The sequence below is a fragment of the Paeniglutamicibacter antarcticus genome (assembly GCF_039544305.1).
GTDB lineage: Bacteria > Actinomycetota > Actinomycetes > Actinomycetales > Micrococcaceae > Paeniglutamicibacter > Paeniglutamicibacter antarcticus_C.
The window spans coordinates 157011-172754 of sequence record NZ_BAABLK010000028.1 but is presented as its reverse complement, the minus strand read 5'-3'; the positions used below and the strand labels follow the sequence as shown (position 1 = coordinate 172754).

Annotated in this window: 12 protein-coding genes and 1 pseudogene; 8 read left to right on the top strand and 5 right to left on the bottom strand. The window is 61.4% G+C overall.

Annotation, left to right across the window (positions count from 1 at the left end):
- Positions 1-24: 24 nt before the first annotated feature.
- The 3 genes and pseudogenes from sucB to ABEA12_RS09760 all read left to right on the top strand — a co-directional run bounded on the left by sucB (position 25) and on the right by ABEA12_RS09760 (position 2816).
- Positions 25-1732 (top strand): annotated as a pseudogene (gene sucB / locus ABEA12_RS09770) (2-oxoglutarate dehydrogenase, E2 component, dihydrolipoamide succinyltransferase).
- Positions 1733-1851: 119 nt separating this feature from the next.
- The gene (locus ABEA12_RS09765; protein WP_210101158.1) at positions 1852-2202 is read left to right on the top strand and encodes a hypothetical protein; all 351 of its coding nucleotides are present in this window, start codon (positions 1852-1854) and stop codon (positions 2200-2202) included.
- A 179-nt stretch (positions 2203-2381) separates the two neighbouring features.
- A complete protein-coding gene (locus tag ABEA12_RS09760) occupies positions 2382-2816 on the top strand; it encodes an OsmC family peroxiredoxin (RefSeq protein ID WP_210101159.1) in 435 nt (144 codons plus the stop codon).
- Positions 2817-2873: 57 nt separating this feature from the next.
- Here the strand turns inward: ABEA12_RS09760 and ABEA12_RS09755 are convergent, their stop codons facing one another.
- Positions 2874-4511 (bottom strand): serine/threonine protein kinase, encoded by a 1638-nt coding sequence (locus ABEA12_RS09755; protein WP_210101160.1) that lies wholly within the window; start codon positions 4509-4511, stop codon positions 2874-2876.
- Between the two features lie 104 nt (positions 4512-4615).
- Between ABEA12_RS09755 and lipB the strand changes: the two genes are divergently transcribed.
- Genes lipB through ABEA12_RS09740 form a run of 3 tightly spaced genes read left to right on the top strand, consistent with a single transcriptional unit; the run spans position 4616 to position 7087 of the window.
- Positions 4616-5296, top strand: coding sequence for a lipoyl(octanoyl) transferase LipB (lipB, locus tag ABEA12_RS09750; RefSeq protein ID WP_210101161.1), 681 nt, complete (start codon positions 4616-4618; stop codon positions 5294-5296).
- On the top strand, positions 5293-6294 hold the full coding sequence (gene lipA / locus ABEA12_RS09745) for a lipoyl synthase (RefSeq protein ID WP_210101162.1): 1002 nt from the start codon (positions 5293-5295) through the stop codon (positions 6292-6294). The genes lipB and lipA overlap by 4 nt, the downstream gene beginning before the upstream one ends.
- Before the next feature lie 31 nt (positions 6295-6325).
- A complete protein-coding gene (locus ABEA12_RS09740) occupies positions 6326-7087 on the top strand; it encodes a DUF4191 domain-containing protein (protein WP_210101163.1) in 762 nt (253 codons plus the stop codon).
- A 148-nt stretch (positions 7088-7235) separates the two neighbouring features.
- Here the strand turns inward: ABEA12_RS09740 and ABEA12_RS09735 are convergent, their stop codons facing one another.
- Positions 7236-7670: an RDD family protein gene (locus ABEA12_RS09735; protein WP_425571767.1), complete on the bottom strand. Its 435-nt coding sequence runs from the start codon at positions 7668-7670 to the stop codon at positions 7236-7238.
- 279 nt (positions 7671-7949) lie between these two features.
- Here ABEA12_RS09735 and glnA (ABEA12_RS09730) point away from each other — a divergent pair, with 279 nt between their 5' ends.
- Positions 7950-9374 (top strand): type I glutamate--ammonia ligase, encoded by a 1425-nt coding sequence (glnA, locus tag ABEA12_RS09730; RefSeq protein ID WP_210101165.1) that lies wholly within the window; start codon positions 7950-7952, stop codon positions 9372-9374.
- Between the two features lie 606 nt (positions 9375-9980).
- Here glnA (ABEA12_RS09730) and ABEA12_RS09725 read toward each other — a convergent pair.
- The 3 genes from ABEA12_RS09725 to glnA (ABEA12_RS09715) all read right to left on the bottom strand — a co-directional run bounded on the left by ABEA12_RS09725 (position 9981) and on the right by glnA (ABEA12_RS09715) (position 14763).
- Entirely contained in the window at positions 9981-10310 is a 330-nt protein-coding gene (locus ABEA12_RS09725) for a cupin domain-containing protein (RefSeq protein WP_210101166.1), read from the bottom strand.
- Positions 10311-10381: 71 nt separating this feature from the next.
- Entirely contained in the window at positions 10382-13402 is a 3021-nt protein-coding gene (locus tag ABEA12_RS09720) for a bifunctional [glutamine synthetase] adenylyltransferase/[glutamine synthetase]-adenylyl-L-tyrosine phosphorylase (RefSeq protein WP_210101167.1), read from the bottom strand.
- Between the two features lie 20 nt (positions 13403-13422).
- Positions 13423-14763 (bottom strand): type I glutamate--ammonia ligase, encoded by a 1341-nt coding sequence (gene glnA, locus ABEA12_RS09715; protein WP_210101168.1) that lies wholly within the window; start codon positions 14761-14763, stop codon positions 13423-13425.
- A gap of 122 nt (positions 14764-14885) precedes the next feature.
- Between glnA (ABEA12_RS09715) and panB the strand changes: the two genes are divergently transcribed.
- On the top strand, positions 14886-15740 hold the full coding sequence (panB, locus tag ABEA12_RS09710) for a 3-methyl-2-oxobutanoate hydroxymethyltransferase (protein WP_210101169.1): 855 nt from the start codon (positions 14886-14888) through the stop codon (positions 15738-15740).
- The last annotated feature ends 4 nt before the right edge of the window (positions 15741-15744 follow it).

Here is a 15744-nt window from a genome sequence, read left to right as displayed (position 1 = left end):
TAGTTTTAGGAGAACGGGAACAAGATGTCCGAAACCGTGAACTTGCCCGCCCTGGGTGAAAGCGTCACCGAAGGCACCGTTACGCGCTGGCTCAAGCAGGTCGGAGACCGCGTCGAGGTCGACGAGCCGTTGCTGGAAGTTTCAACCGACAAGGTTGACACCGAAATCCCTTCGCCCGTAGCTGGCGTCATCGAGGAAATCCTCGTCCCCGAGGACGAGACCGCCGAGGTCGGTGCCGCACTGGTTCGCATTGGCGATGGCTCTGGCTCAGCCTCCGAGGCACCTGCCAAAGAGGCGCCTGCCAAAGAGGCGCCTGCCAAAGAGGCGCCTGCCAAGGAAGAAGCTCCAGCGGAGGTCGAGGCTCCGGCCCCTGAATCCGCGCCGTCGGCTTCATCCGCAGCTGCACCGTCATCAGGTACCGAGATCACTCTCCCGGCCCTGGGCGAATCAGTCACCGAAGGCACTGTCACCCGCTGGCTCAAGGCCGTAGGCGAAGAAGTTGCCGTTGACGAGCCGCTGCTCGAGGTTTCCACCGACAAGGTCGACACCGAGGTGCCGTCCCCCGTTGCCGGCACCTTGCTGGAAATACGCGTTCCGGAAGACGAAACAGCCGAAGTCGGAGCAGTTTTGGCTGTTATTGGTTCAGCTGACGCCAAGGCACCCGAGGCACCCACGAAGGCAGCTGAGGAGCCCGCCAAGGCACCCGAGACACCCGCCAAGGCACCCGAGGCACCTGCGAAGGCACCCGAGGCACCTGCGAAGGCACCCGAAGCACCAGCCAAGGCACCTGAGTCACCGGCGGCAGCCCCGTCGGCCCCCTCCGTTCCGGCAGCAGAAAAAACCGCTCCGGCTCCAGCAGCAGGGAACGACGGATATGTCACCCCGCTGGTTCGCCGCTTAGCCAACCAGAGCAACGTCGACCTGTCCACCGTGACCGGTACCGGTGTTGGCGGTCGAATCCGCAAGCAGGACGTCGTCGATGCAGCTGCCGCAGCCAAGAGCACCCCGGCCGCCACACCCGCAGCGCCTTCGGCCGCACCAGCTGCCAAGGCCGCCGCCCCGGTGGTTGCCGCTTCCTCGCTTCGTGGCACCACAGAGAAGGCACCGCGCATCCGTCAGGTCATCGCCCGCCGCATGCGCGAGTCGCTGGAAATCTCCACCCAGCTGACCCAGGTGCACGAGGTCGACATGACCCGAATCTTCAAGCTGCGNAGTTGCCGAGGCGCTGAAGCAGCACCCGAAGCTTAACGCCGAGTACGACGAGTCCAAGCAGGAAATCACCTACCACAACGCCGAGCACCTGGCGATTGCGGTGGACACCGACAAGGGCCTGCTGGTTCCGGTCATCAACGACGCTGGCGACCTGAACCTTGCCGGCCTGGCCGGGAAGATCGCTGATGTCGCATCGCGTACCCGCAACAACAAGATCGGTCCGGACGAGCTGTCCGGCGGAACGTTCTCGATCACGAACATCGGTTCGGTCGGAGCGCTCTTTGACACCCCGATCATCAACCAGCCTCAGGTTGCCATCCTGGGCATCGGCGCCATCGTCAAGCGCGCAGTCGTCGTAGCCGACGCAGACGGCGATGACACCATCGCCATCCGTCACATGATGTATCTGTCGCTGACCTACGACCACCGATTGGTCGACGGCGCGGACGCTGGACGCTTCCTGCAGACGCTGAAGGTCCGCCTTGGAGAAGGCGCCTTCGAAGCCGACCTGGGTCTCTAGGAACCAGTAGCAAAAGGGGCGGTCACTGCTTTTAGCGGTGACCGCCCCTTTGTTATGTCCTCGGCCACCTTTGATCAACCAAATGCCAAGTGACGGGCACTTTCGATTATGGTTGAAGCATGACTTTCTTGCATGCGTTCCTCGTTTTCCTGCACGTTTTAGGCGCAGCGGCTATCTTCGGTGGATGGCTCGCCAACTTCAAGACCCCCACCGTGAACATCTGGCAGTGGTACGGTGCCATCGCCCAGCTGGTCACTGGCCTGCTATTGGTCGGCTTAGCCGAAATGGGCGACGGCGAGGTCAACAACATCAAGATCGGCGTCAAGCTTCTGCTGGCCATCGGAGTGTTTGTTGCGGCACTTTTAGGCCGCAAAAAGATCAAGAAAGGCCTGGAGGTTCCCAAGGGATTGGCCCACGGTACCGGTGGCACTGCCTTGATTGCCATCGCTGTTGCGGTTCTCTGGGTCTAATTCCCGGACGCATGTTCTCCGGCAGTTTCGGGTAATCGATGCGGTGGTCCACCAGTAGTCCTGGTGGACCACCGCATCTGGGTTTAACGTTATCTTCTTCGGTTCCTCCACTCGGCGTCCTAGGATGGGCAGTGAAGGCACCCGCCTTCATCCCGTTGCATGTTCAAGGAGTTGTCACCATGGCAGTAACACGAAACGCAAGCACCGTTTGGTCCGGAGACCTACCGTCCGGAAACGGCGAAACCACTTTCGAAACATCGGGGATCGGTACATTCCCCGTCACGTGGCGCGCAAGGGCCGAAGCAGCAGAGGGCAAGACTAGCCCGGAGGAATTGATCGCGGCAGCGCACTCCGCGTGTTTTTCGATGGCACTGAGCAACGTCTTGAAGGAAGCCGGTCACGTGGCTGAAAAGCTGGAGACCACGGCCGAAGTGGACTTCGATACCAGCGACGGCCCCAAGATCACTGAAATCAGGCTCCTCCTGAAGGCAACCGTCCCGGGGCTCGAGAATGAGGAATTCCAGAAGCATGCCCAGACCGCGAAGGAAGGATGCCCCGTGTCCGTTGCCTTGGCAGCGGTTCCATCCATCACCTTGGATGCCCGCCTGAGCTAAGTGTGCACCGCCGGTGTGTCCCACAACGGCATTGGGCGCACCGGCCGCCGCGGGACCTCAACGCGCTGCTGTCACTTCCCAGATCCGCCATTGGCCATCGTCGAATCGCAAGAGCATTCTGACATGTTGACTAGCGGACTCCTTGACGTTCACCACGGTCTTTCCCTCGGCATCGACGTATCGATAGCCGCTTTGGGTGCTGTCCGCTTCGAGTGCCGTCCGGATTTTCCCGTTACTTGGCATCACCTCCACGCCGCTGAGTTTCGTGGCCAGGCCTTCGAGGTGCAAGCCGAAGCGCTTCATCTTCTCCATGAAGTTTTCGTCTACAGCCAGGGCCGGCGAACCCGACGCATGGATGAGTTTCAGTTCGTCCGGATTTCCGCTCATCAAGCCGTCGTCGCGTAAAGCAACCAAACCGTCTGCTATGTGCGCGAGCTCCCTCTGTGATGGGCTGGTGACGGCTTGTGACGGTTTCGATTCTCCGCTCTGCTCCGTGGTTGCTGCGGCTTCTTGGCTTCCTTGCGTTTGCGCTGTGGCCGGTTCGTTGGTGGATCCACTCAGTGCCGCTGCCACTGCTGCTGTCCCAACCAGCAGCACCCCGGCAACCAGTCCTACCACTAGGCGCATGTTCCCCCACTTGAGGCCACGTATCCGGTGTTGCCTGGCTTCCCGTGGCTCTTCGGCCCGCTCTTGCGAATCCGTGTGTGTGCTTCCCCCTTCCTCGCAAGCAAGCCGGAGCCGTCGAGGGGCAGGTTTCTCCTGGGCCTTGATCTGGGCACGCCGTTGCTTCAATAGCTCTTTGTCCGCCGCAGTGGGATTCCCCCGACGTCGATATCCACCCCGGGACCGGCCCGCAGGAGTTGATTGCTGGGTGGTGAGCATGTGCTTGAGCGCATGATGTTCAATGGCCTCGCTGAGCTCCACAGGCACAGGCTCACCGGCGACGAAGATTCGTTGCCCGAACTGTTCGGCGCTCGGACGGTTCCCCGGATCGAGGTCCAGTGCCTGCTCAAGCAGCCTGGCGAATTCGTCGTTGACGTCCGGCACCATGGAGCCCAATGGCACCCTGTTGGCTGTGGCGTTGGGCGCACGTCCGGTGAGCAGATACCAGGTACATGCGGCCAAGGCATAGACATCCCTAGCGGGTTCCAGCGCCTCGGCCCCGGTGCCATGGCTGGTTTCCGGCGCGCAGAATCCTTGAGTGCCGTAGTTTCCCGGCAGTTGCCCCACCCTGCGGTGCATACCAAAGTCGCCGAGCTTTGGTTTTCCCACGGCAGTGAACAAGATGTTTCTCGGGCTCAGGTCACCGTGCGTCAATCCTTGGGCGTGCAGGAACGCCAAGGCTCCGGCAATCGGTGCGACCACCGTGATGGTCTCCCCCACGCTCAAGGGGCCTCGCCCAGCCACAATCTGTGCTGCCGAGCCGGCCGGGCAGTACTCCATCAGTATTCCCGGGCCCATCGAGGTTTCGAGCCGTCTGATCTCTTCAACTAGAAACTCGTGTCGGACCTGTAGTGATTCCGCTGCGCCGGTTTCCAGATCCGTGGTGTTCCCGAGAATCTTCACAACCAGCTCTTCATGTGTGGAAATATCTTCCACGACCCAGACGGAGCTGCCCGAGCCATCGTCGAGATGCCGTACTGCCCGGTATCCCTTTATCTGCGGGAACGGCAGCGGTTCTTCATATGATTCCATAAGTAATTTCTACGCTGAATAGAAGCTACGCGTTTAAGTTATCCACAAGCAACACTCCGCTACCCAATTCGGGCACCGCAAGACGACGGCGTACTGTTATCGCCATGACCATCAAATTCGAGCACATCGGCCGCGCCCCCAAGCTGGTCGATTACCGCATCGCATGGGAAATGCAGCGCCGCGTCCACGACGAAGTAGCCAAGGGAGTGACGGGTCCAACCGTCTTCCTGCTGGAGCACGCCGCTGTATACACCGCCGGGCGCACAACCGAGCCCGAGGACCTGCCTGTTGACGGCACCCCGGTGATCGATGTCGACCGCGGTGGGAAATTGACGTGGCATGGTCCTGGTCAACTCGTCGGGTACCCGATCGCACGCTTGCTTGATATGAAAGGCATCCGCGAGTATGTCGCGACCCTCGAGGAAGCACTGATCAATGTTGCATTGGGTTATGACATCCCCGCGATCCGGATCAAGGGTCGCAGTGGAGTGTGGGTTGCCGGAACCGAAGGAAGACAGGACCGCAAACTTGCCGCGATCGGTATCCGTGTCGACCACGGCGTAACCATGCATGGTTTCGCCTTGAACTGCTCCAACGACCTTGGACCATATTCGAGAATCATCCCCTGTGGAATCACCGACGCTGGAGTCACAAGCCTCAGCGAAGAAACCGGAATCACCGTCACTCCTACTGATGTTCTCAGCCGTGTCGAGCAAGAGCTCGATGCCCTGCTCAGCCCGATTGTGTCGATGACATCTACCATCCCCGAAGGAGTCCATTCATGAGTGCTGCCCCCGAAGGTCGCCGTTTGCTGCGTATCGAACAGCGAAATTCCACCACACCGGTCGAGCGCAAGCCGTCCTGGCTCAAGGCGAAGGTCGATATCGGCCCGGAGTATGTAAATCTCAAGAAGCTGGTCAAGTCCGAAGGCCTGAACACTGTCTGTGAGGAAGCAGGCTGCCCGAACATCTTCGAGTGCTGGGAGGACAAGGAAGCGACCTTCCTCATTGGCGGTTCGGAATGCACGCGCCGTTGCGACTTCTGCCAAATCGACACGGGCAAGCCGCAAGCCCTCGACCGCGCGGAGCCCTTCAAGGTCGCCATGAGCGTGAAGAAGATGGAACTGCGCTACGCAACCGTCACCGGTGTGGCCCGTGACGATCTCGAGGACGAGGGCACCTGGCTCTATGCAGAGACCGTGCGCCGCATCCACCAGTTGAACCCGGGCACCGGCGTCGAGTTGCTGATCCCGGACTTTTCCGGCAAATCGGAGTACCTTGACGAGATCTGCGCCTCGGCCCCGGAAGTCTATGCACACAATCTCGAAACCGTGCCCCGGCTCTTCAAGTCGATCCGCCCGGCATTTCGCTACGAGCGTTCCCTCGATGTCATTTCGCAGGGCCGCTCCAATGGCATGATCACCAAATCAAACCTGATCCTGGGCATGGGAGAAACCCGCGAGGAAATCACCGAGGCCATCAAGGACCTTGTTGAGGCCGGTTGCGACCTGTTGACCATGAACCAGTACCTGCGTCCGACCGAGCGCCACCTTCCGGTGGATCGTTGGGTCAAGCCGCAAGAATTCGTTGACCTGCAGCAGGAAGCCGAAGAGCTGGGAATCATCGGGGTCATGAGTGGTCCCTTGGTACGTTCTTCCTACCGTGCCGGACGCTTGTGGGCCGGCGCCATGCGCAAGAAGGGACTTCCGATTCCCGAAGCGCTTGCACACATTGCCAGCTCCGGCGATACGCGGCAGGAGGCTTCCTCGTTGGTGGGTGCCTAGACGGTGCCAAATCACGTAGAATTGAATCACTATGGCCAAAAACACCGATAATGCCTCGTCCGAGGCCGCAAGTTCTAAGCGCAGACTATTTTCGCGCAAGCCGAAGGCCGAAAAGGCCAACAAGGAACCGGGCCGGCTGAAACAGCTGGGCGAAGTTTTCCAGATGACTCGCAAGAACGACCCCATGGTCGTTTGGCTGATGCTTCTGGCTTTCCTTGGCATCCTTGTTGTGGGCCTCATCATTGGCCTGTTGATCAACAACTGGATCACTACGGTGCTGATCGCGATTCCTCTGGGATTGCTGGCGGCAACCCTGATCCTTTCCCGTCGTGCCGAGAAGGCTGCCTTCAAGCAGCTTGAAGGACGCCCCGGGGCCGCAGGCGCCGCCATGAGCGTGTTGCGCCGTGGCTGGATCCTGAAGGACGAACCGGTAGCGGTGAACCCACGCACCAAGGACCTTGTGTTCCTGGGCATCGGTCGCGCAGGCGTCGTTCTTGTGACTGAAGGCCCCAACAACCGTGTTCGCACGCTGGTTGATGCCGAGCGAAAACGAATGGGCAGGATTCTTCCCAACGTCCCGATCCACGTCATCAACGCAGGCAACGACGAGGGCCAGACACCGCTTGCCTCGGTCGGCAAGAAGATGAAGAGACTTCCGAAGTCGATCACCAAGTTGGAGATCAGTGTCGTGGACAAGCGCTTGAGCACCTTGGGCAGCGCACGGCTCCCGATTCCCAAGGGCATCGACCCAAACAAGGCGCGCCCGGATCGCAAGTCCATGCGCGGACGCTAAAGCCAGAGAAACCAGGCAAGAAGCAGGGTGGGTGTTGGAACCGTTTGGTTCCAACACCCACCCTGCTTTTTATCTTCGAAGTTTGACCAGGTTTCTGTCGTCGGTTGACCCAACCATCGAGTATCGTCTTTCTCCCTGGCCCGAAAGCCTAGACACGTACGAGGATCGTCTTGCCAAACCTGTCGTGGTATCCGCGTTGGTCCGAGTCGCTGAACAACACGGGAACAAGAAGGCACAACAGCACGGTGCGCATGATTCCGGTCAACGGTTTCACCGCGCTGCCGTCGAGACCCTGGACCTGCATGCCGAAAACTCGGTGGCCGATGGAGTGCCCTGTGATCCCCACGAACAGCATTTGCGTTGCGGCGAAGATCACGAGATTGGCCGTGGGCTCGGACTTGAAGAAGAAGAATGAGATCAGCATCGCGATTCCCCAGTCCAGCAACAGGGCCAAGACACGCCGGCCGATCCGGGCCACGGATCCGGGCCCATGTTCCGGGCGCCCCAAACGCTTGCCGGGCCACTCTTGGTTGCTTAGCTGCGGCGGGCCCTCGAGCCACGAGCCGAAATCTTCTCTATCCACCACTCCAGACTACCGGGGTTGGCAGGTGGTGAACCTGTCCTCGCACCCGTTCCATTCCCGGCGCAAGGTACTTCAGCCCATAAGGATGAAAATTGTGTGACTTATCTTACGCTGATTCGATGATATTCGCCGCCCGCGTAACGTAACTGAAACATTTGAGACACAGAAGAGTAATCGCTTGGGGCTAGGGTTGATGACACAGGAAAAAACGTTTGTAACCGTTTCCTTGCACGGCACCAAGGCCGGCATTGCAGAATCCCCACACAGGAGTCCCTGAGCATGTTCAAGAGTCCAGAAGAAGTCATCGCGTACATTGCTGAAGAAGAGGTCAAATTCGTTGACATCCGTTTCACCGACCTTCCCGGCATCCAACAGCACTTCAACGTCCCGGCGCGCACCGTAGACACGGATTTCTTCATCACCGGGCAGCTCTTCGACGCGTCCTCGATCCACGGCTTCTCCGGCATCGCGGATTCCGACATGCAGCTTATCCCCGATGTCACCTCCGGTTTCCTGGACCCGTTCCGTCTAGAAAAGACGTTGGCCTTCAACTTCTCCATCGTCAACGCACGTACCGGCGAGCCGTACCACCGCGACCCTCGCGGCGTGGCGGAGCGCGCGGAAGCATACTTGGGTTCCACGGGTATCGCAGACACCGCGTTCTTTGCCTCCGAGGCAGAGTTCTTCATCTTCGACAACGTGCAGTACGAATCCAAGCCCCAGGGCTCCTTCTACAAGGTCGATTCGATCGAAGCGCCCTGGAACACGGGCAAGAAGGAAGAGGGGGGCAACCAGGGATATAAGACCCCTTTCAAGGGCGGCTACTTCCCGGTCGCTCCAACCGACAAGCAAGCCGATTTGCGTGACGCCATCTGCCTCGAACTCGAAGCCGCGGGCCTCGAGGTCGAACGCAGCCACCACGAGGTTGGCGCGGCCGGCCAGGCCGAGATCAACTACAAGTTCAACACGCTGACCCATTCCGCCGATGATCTGCTGAAGTTCAAGTACATCGTGAAGAACGTCGCGGACGCCTGGGGCAAATCGGCAACCTTCATGCCCAAGCCGGTCTTCGGCGACAACGGTTCGGGCATGCACTGCCACCAGTCGTTGTGGGCAAACGGCACACCGTTGTTCTACGACGAGAAGGGCTATGCCGGCCTCTCAGACGTCGCCCGCTGGTACATCGGCGGCCTGCTCAAGCACGCATCCGCGGTTCTGGCCTTCACCAACCCGACGGTGAACTCATACCGCCGATTGGTCAAGGGCTACGAGGCCCCGATCAACATGGTCTATTCGCAGGGCAACCGTTCGGCTGCCATCCGCATCCCGGTCACCGGTTCGAACCCGAAGGCCAAGCGCCTCGAGTTCCGTGCCCCGGACGGCGCTTCCAACCCGTACTTGGCTTACGCCGCCCAGCTCATGGCAGGCCTCGACGGCATCAAGAACCGCATCGAACCAGCGGACCCGATCGACAAAGACCTCTACGAGCTCCCAGCCGAGGAGGCCAAGGATATTCAGAAGGCCCCGGCTTCACTTGACGAGGCATTGCTGGCCTTGGAGGCCGACTTCGATTTCCTGCTCGAGGGCGACGTGTTCACCGAGGACCTGATCCAGACCTGGATCCACTACAAGCGCGAGTACGAGATCAAGCCGCTGTCTCTGCGCCCGAACCCCTACGAGTTCGAGCTCTACTACGGCTGCTAGCAAACTCCAAGGGCGCGGACACCCGCCGCTCGCTGAAGGTCCGCACGTAGGCATCGTAACGTTGATCCCCGATGGTACGTGCGGACTTTCCTGTGTCCGCCCATAGGCGTTGAGCACTCACGGGGCAGCGATCACGGGCACGAATCTATGAACCCATCCCCACGACGTCCCGCGCAACGAACATACAAGCCTTGGTCCTCCATGCATGGCAGGATCCCGCACGCACCCCCTGCCGAAAGCACGATGCCCTGTCTCCGGATCCAGGACCCCACCGGCGTCCTTGCACCGAACCCGCATCCGCAACCTGCTGGACGAACACATCACAGGTGGACTTCTCCAGACGTTTTGGCGCTTCGGGTGGCGGTGCCAGGCAAGCAGGCAATGCAAGCGCTCCGCCATGACGGACATCGCCTTCTTCATCGTTCTTCTCGGCACCGTGTAGGGCCCGCACCCAATTGCGCGGGGCGCGGACAACGGATCTCTCTGCTTAATTGTTTTCGGGCGTCTCCCGGGGTCCCGCTCGAACGTCCGGCACGACGGATAGGATCGCGGGCCAATATCGAACCGATCATGGGCACGGTTCGCTTGTGGATGTGCTGAATCCGCCTATCCTGCCAGCGTGCTGAGCAGGAAAGCGCAGTCTTCGGTGGCCACCACGTTGTGCACGGCATCGGGAAGCACGAACAATCCGCCGTGCTCGATGGTCTTTGATTCGCCTTCCCAATTGACCACGATGGCCCCGCGCAGCACCTGGAGGGTGGCCGATGCGGGCTTGGAATGGTCGTTCATCTTGCAGCCCTTCAACAATGTGATCAAGGTATGGCGCAGGCGGCCGTCCTTGAGCACGGCAACGGCGCTACGGCCGTTCTCCGCAGCGGAGGCCTTCTGCCATTCCTTGGTGACCAATTCATCGAGTTCAGCGCTGGTGACGTGCATGGTGGTTCTCCTGCCCTTCAAAGACAACAACAAGGCCCTAGCTCGGGCCGGTTCCAACCAGCCTAGGCGTTTCAGTCCTCGAATCCGTAGAAGTAGCGCTCAAAGACCTGCCGGGCCCGCCGGGTGGCCTTGAGGTAGTCGTCCTCCATCACCGAGGCCTCCCCCGGCGCGTATCCGCACCAACGAGCCACGGCCTCCATGTCACGCCAGGATTTTGGCAGGACGTCACTGACCCGTCCGGTGCAAATTAGTCCACCACTCCTGATCTTGGTTGCCAGCGACCAAGCATCGTCGAGCAGCTTCACTTCCTCGGACGGAATGATTCCGGCCGCAGCGATGGCCGCCAACGCCGGACGGGTGGAGGTCGTGCGCAGGTCGGGGTGGTTCTTGGCATGCACCAGCTGCATCATCTGCACCAACCATTCGACATCGCTTAGCGAGCCACGGCCGAGCTTGAGGTGGCGTTCCGGCTCCGCCCCGCGGGGCAGCCGCTCCGCTTCCACACGCGCCTTGATCCGGCGGATCTCCAGGAGCTGATCCTCGCTCATCACCCTTTCGTAGCGTAATGGCCGCACCATCTCCATGAAGTCCTTGGCCAGTTCCGGTGCTCCTGCCATCGGGGCCGCGCGCAACAGCGCCTGGAACTCCCAGATCTGTGCCCAACGACTGTAGTACTCCTCAAAGGCAGCCAGCGAACGCACCAGGGACCCGCTTTTGCCTTCGGGGCGCAACGCCGTGTCAATTTCCAGCCGTGGTTCGGCCTGGATGGCAGGGACCATGGGTTTGCCAAGCAGCGAACCCAGCGCAGCGGCGATGCGCAGCGCCTGCTCCTGCACAGCTTGGGGATCCGCCCCCTCGAAGGCCCGCTGCACGAACATCACGTCGGCGTCGGAGCAGTAGCCGATTTCAGCCCCGCCCTGCCGGCCCATCGCCACGACCAGGAACTCACCCACCTGTGCCGTGGAGGCAAACTCGTTTCGCTGCGCCACTTCCAGGGCTCCGCGCACCGCAGCCCTGTCGTTGTCGCTCAGCGCCCGGCCCACCGCATCCTGGTCAATCACCCCAGCACCGTCGGCAAGGGCGGTACGCAAGATCTCACGGCGCCTGATCACCCTGATCAGCCGAATCGCCTGGTCCGGCCCCAGATTGCGTTGCAACTTCGAGGAAACCTCTCCCCACAGGGCCTCGTAGCCCGGAGGCTGGAGCAGCTTGTTGGATCCAAGCCACGCCGTGGACTCCGGGGAGACTTCCAGGAGGTCGGTGATGAAGCGGGAATTGGAGAGGATCTTGCACAGACGCTCGGCTGCCGCGTTGGAATCCCGCAGCATGCCCAGGTACCAGTGCGATTCTCCTAGGGATTCACTCAGCCGCCGGAAACCAAGCAACCCTGCATCCGGGTCCACGCCTTCGGCGATCCAACCCAGCAGCACCGGGAGCAGCTGACGTTGCAAGGCGGCGCGACGTCGCATGCCCCCGGTCAGCGCCTCGATGTGACGCATTGCGGCCTTCGGGTCCACGTAGCCTAAAGCGCGCAGCCGCGACTGGGCAGCTTCGGGCGAGAGCCTCACCTCGTCAGCCGACAGGTTGGCTGCGTTGGACAGCAGCGGACGGTAGAAGATTCGCTCGTGGAGCTGGCGCACCAGCTTCTTGGTTTCACCCCATCGCTGCATCAGTCCCGCAGCGGTGGTCAGCTTGACCCCCGAGGTGGAGCGCACCGATCGGGCCAACACCCGCTGGTCGGCTTCCTTGTGGGGCATCTGGTGTGTGCGACGCAGGTTCACCAGTTGGATTCGGTGCTCGAGCACGCGAAGGAACCGGTAGGAACGGTCAAACTTCTCAGCGTCATCGCGCCCGATGTATCCGGCCATGCTCAGCGCCACGATGGCGCCCGTGGTGGAACGAACACGCAAGGTCTCGTCTATGCGGCCATGGACCAGCTGGAGCAATTGCACGGTGAATTCAACATCCCGCAAGCCGCCGGGCCCCAGCTTGAGCTGGTGCGACAATTCGGCGGGCTTGATGTTTTCGGTGACCCTTCGGCGCATGCGCTGGACCGAATCAACGAATCCCTCTCGTTCGGAGGAGAACCAGACCAAGGGGGCAACCATGGCTTCGTAGGCAGCACCCAGCTCGGCATCCCCTGCGATGGCCCGAGCCTTGAGCAAAGCCTGGAACTCCCAGGATGCGGCCCAACGATCGTAGTAGGCCGCGTGGGATTCCAAGGTCCGGCTCAGTGCGCCGTCCTTGCCCTCAGGTCGCAGGTTGGCATCGACCTCCCACAGCCCAGGCTCGGTTCCCATGGTGTCAATGGCCCGGGAAATACCCGAAGCCAGCTCCCGGGCCAGGGCATGGGCCAGGTCCGTGTCGAGCCGTTCACTGGAGTGCACGTAAATGACATCGACGTCCGAGACGTAGTTCAGTTCATGTGCGCCGCACTTGCCCATGCCGATCACCGCCAAGCGGAGGTCGGCGATGTCGTCGGCTTCGAAACGCTGGGCTGCCTCGGCCCGGCTGATGGCCAGAGCGCCTTCAATGGCGGCTGCTGCGAGGTCCGCCAGTTCCCTGCCGACAGCAGGCATGGCCTCCAGTGCATCGGTGGCACCAAGGTCCCTGTGCACCAGCGAAAGAGTCGCCTTGCGATAGGCGACTCGCAAGGCGCGGTAGCCGTCCTCCCCGCTCACCTTGGCCACCGGGGGGATCCCGGAAGCGGGATCGGCACCCACCGCACGCAACAATTCAGCGCGCAGCTCCTGTCCGTCGCGTCCCTGCATGCTTTCGGGCGCCGGGTTCCGGAAGACCTCCAGGGATTCGGGCACGCGGATCAGGAAGTTCGTCATGGCGTCGGAGGCGCCCAACACCCGCAGGAGCCCCGGGGCGGTGCGCGAACTGGCCACTAGTTCCAGAACCGCCGGGGCATGCGGGATCAGCCGCAGAAGCGACAGCAGCGCCATGTCCGGATCCGCCGCATGGGCCAAGTGCCCCACGAGAGCGGTCGTGTCGACACCCACAAGATCCTTGTCGGCAAGGAACCGCTTGGCCCGCTCCAGGTCATCGAAACCAGCAAAGATCAACTGCCGTGTGGAAATCTGCAACGGATTTGCCTCCTCTCTGCCTAGAGGATCCCCAGGTAGCGACGCAGCTCGAACGGGCTCACGTTCTGCCGGTAGGCTTCCCACTCGTCGCGCTTGTTGCGCAGGAAGGAGTTGTAGACCTGTTCGCCGAGGATCTCGGCCACCAGTTCTGATTCCTCCATGGCCCGGATGGCATCATGCAGCGAGCCCGGCAGCGGGTCGTGTCCGCTGGCGCGCCGCTCGGCGGTGCTCAATCCCCAGACGTCCTCTTCGGCTTGTGGCTCGAGCTCGTATCCTTCCTGGATGCCCTTCAGCCCGGCTCCCAACAGGCAGGCATATGCAAGGTAGGGGTTCGTGGCCGAGTCGATCCCGCGGTATTCGACGCGCGCGCTTTGTCCCTTGCCCGGCTTGTACAAGGGAACGCGGACCAGCGCCGAACGGTTGTTGTGGCCCCAGGACCGGTGACTCGGTGCTTCTCCCCCGCCCCACAAGCGCTTGTAGGAGTTCACGAACTGGTTGGTCACCGCGGTGAATTCCGATGCGTGGTGCAGTATCCCGGCAATGAACTGCCGGGCCGTGTCCGAAAGCTGGAATTCGCGTCCGGCCTCGAAGAAGGCGTTGGTGTCCCCCTCGAAAAGCGAGAAATGGGTATGCATGCCGCTGCCGGGTTCATCGGAGAATGGCTTGGGCATGAACGTGGCGTAGAGCCCCAGCTGGATCGCCACTTCCTTGATGACCGTGCGGAACGTCATGACGTTGTCGGCCGTTTGCAGCGCATCGGCGTAGCGCAGGTCGATCTCGTTTTGTCCCGGACCGCTCTCATGGTGGCTGAATTCCACGGAGATGCCCACCGCCTCGAGCATCGTCACCGCCTTGCGCCTGAAATCCTGGGCAACACCGCCGGTGACATGGTCGAAGTACCCACCTCTGTCAGCCGGGACCGGGTAACCGTCGGCACCGAGTTCGGAGGAGCGCAACAAATAGAATTCGATTTCCGGGTGGGTGTAGCAGGTGAAGCCCATCTCGGAGGCCACAGCCAGCTGGCGCTTGAGCACGTGGCGCGGATCCGCTGCGGAAGGAAGCCCGTCGGGAGTCTGGATATCGCAGAACATCCGCGAGGTCGGCTCGACTTCCCCGCGCCACGGCAGGATCTGGAACGTCGAGGGATCGGGCTGCAGCAGCATGTCCGATTCATAGATGCGCGACAGGCCCTCGATGGAGGAACCGTCAAACCCCAAGCCTTCATCGAAGGCGCCCTCGACCTCGGCCGGGGCCAACGCAACGGATTTCATGGAACCCACCACGTCGGTAAACCACAGGCGCACGAATCGCACGTCCCGTTCTTCGATGGTTCTCAGGACGAATTCCTGCTGGCGATCCACGGCGGGTTCCTTCCACAAGCTTTCCTTGGCGGCGAATCCCGCCCCCACTGACTCACTTTATACGTTATCGCGCCAATGACACGGAACGGCGACTTCGCCATTTGTGCACTAGTCTCGTGCCCATGAGTGCTCATCCTTCCACACCAGCAAATCCTCCCGCCCAAGGCGTCTCACCGGTGGCCCGCGTTCGGCTCCACCACCTGCAGGCGGCCAAGAACGAGGGCAGAAAATTTGCCATGCTCACCGCCTACGACACCATGATGGCGGGGATCTTCGATTCCTGCGGCATCGAGGTGCTTCTGGTGGGCGATTCAGCGGCGAACACCGTTATGGGTTATTCCTCCACGTTGCCGATCACCATGGAGGAAATGGTGGTCTTCGCCAAGTCCGTGACCTCCGGGGCCAGGCGGGCCCTGGTGGTCTGCGACCTTCCCTTTGGCTCCTATGAGGTGTCCCCCGAGCAAGCCGTGGCCTCGGCGGTAAAGCTCATGAAGGAAGGCGGGGTGCATGCAGTGAAGTTGGAGGGCGGGCAATACTTCGTGCCACATGTACGCGCCTTGGTCGCAGCCGGGGTCCCGGTCATGGCCCACATCGGTTTCACCCCGCAATCCGAACACGCACTGGGCGGGTACCGGGTCCAGGGCCGCGGGGAAGCCGGACAAGGGCTCGTCGCCGATGCGCGGGCGCTGGAAGCCGCAGGAGCGTTTGCCGTGCTGATGGAAATGGTTCCTACGGAAGCCGCGCTCCTCGTCGATGAGTCACTGAGCGTTCCCACCGTGGGAATCGGGGCCGGTGGCGCCACCACCGGACAGGTTTTGGTGTGGCAGGACATGCTTGGGTTGGGCAGCGGAAAAAGCGCCCGCTTCGTGAAGAAGTATGCCGACCTGCGCACGGTGGTGGCCGGCGCCGTTTCCGCGTACCACTCAGAGGTCCTGGATGGATCCTTCCCGGCCACCGAACACGGATTCGGGCAATAGCAGC

What these genes read in the sequence shown, in the direction of transcription:
- ABEA12_RS09765 (WP_210101158.1), top strand. Translation starts at nt 1,852, where the DNA reads ATGACTTTCTTGCATGCGTTCCTCGTTTTCCTGCACGTTTTAGGCGCA.
- ABEA12_RS09760 (WP_210101159.1), top strand. Translation starts at nt 2,382, where the DNA reads ATGGCAGTAACACGAAACGCAAGCACCGTTTGGTCCGGAGACCTACCG.
- ABEA12_RS09755 (WP_210101160.1), bottom strand. Translation starts at nt 4,511, where the DNA reads ATGGAATCATATGAAGAACCGCTGCCGTTCCCGCAGATAAAGGGATAC.
- lipB (WP_210101161.1), top strand. Translation starts at nt 4,616, where the DNA reads ATGACCATCAAATTCGAGCACATCGGCCGCGCCCCCAAGCTGGTCGAT.
- lipA (WP_210101162.1), top strand. Translation starts at nt 5,293, where the DNA reads ATGAGTGCTGCCCCCGAAGGTCGCCGTTTGCTGCGTATCGAACAGCGA.
- ABEA12_RS09740 (WP_210101163.1), top strand. Translation starts at nt 6,326, where the DNA reads ATGGCCAAAAACACCGATAATGCCTCGTCCGAGGCCGCAAGTTCTAAG.
- glnA (WP_210101165.1), top strand. Translation starts at nt 7,950, where the DNA reads ATGTTCAAGAGTCCAGAAGAAGTCATCGCGTACATTGCTGAAGAAGAG.
- ABEA12_RS09725 (WP_210101166.1), bottom strand. Translation starts at nt 10,310, where the DNA reads ATGCACGTCACCAGCGCTGAACTCGATGAATTGGTCACCAAGGAATGG.
- panB (WP_210101169.1), top strand. Translation starts at nt 14,886, where the DNA reads ATGAGTGCTCATCCTTCCACACCAGCAAATCCTCCCGCCCAAGGCGTC.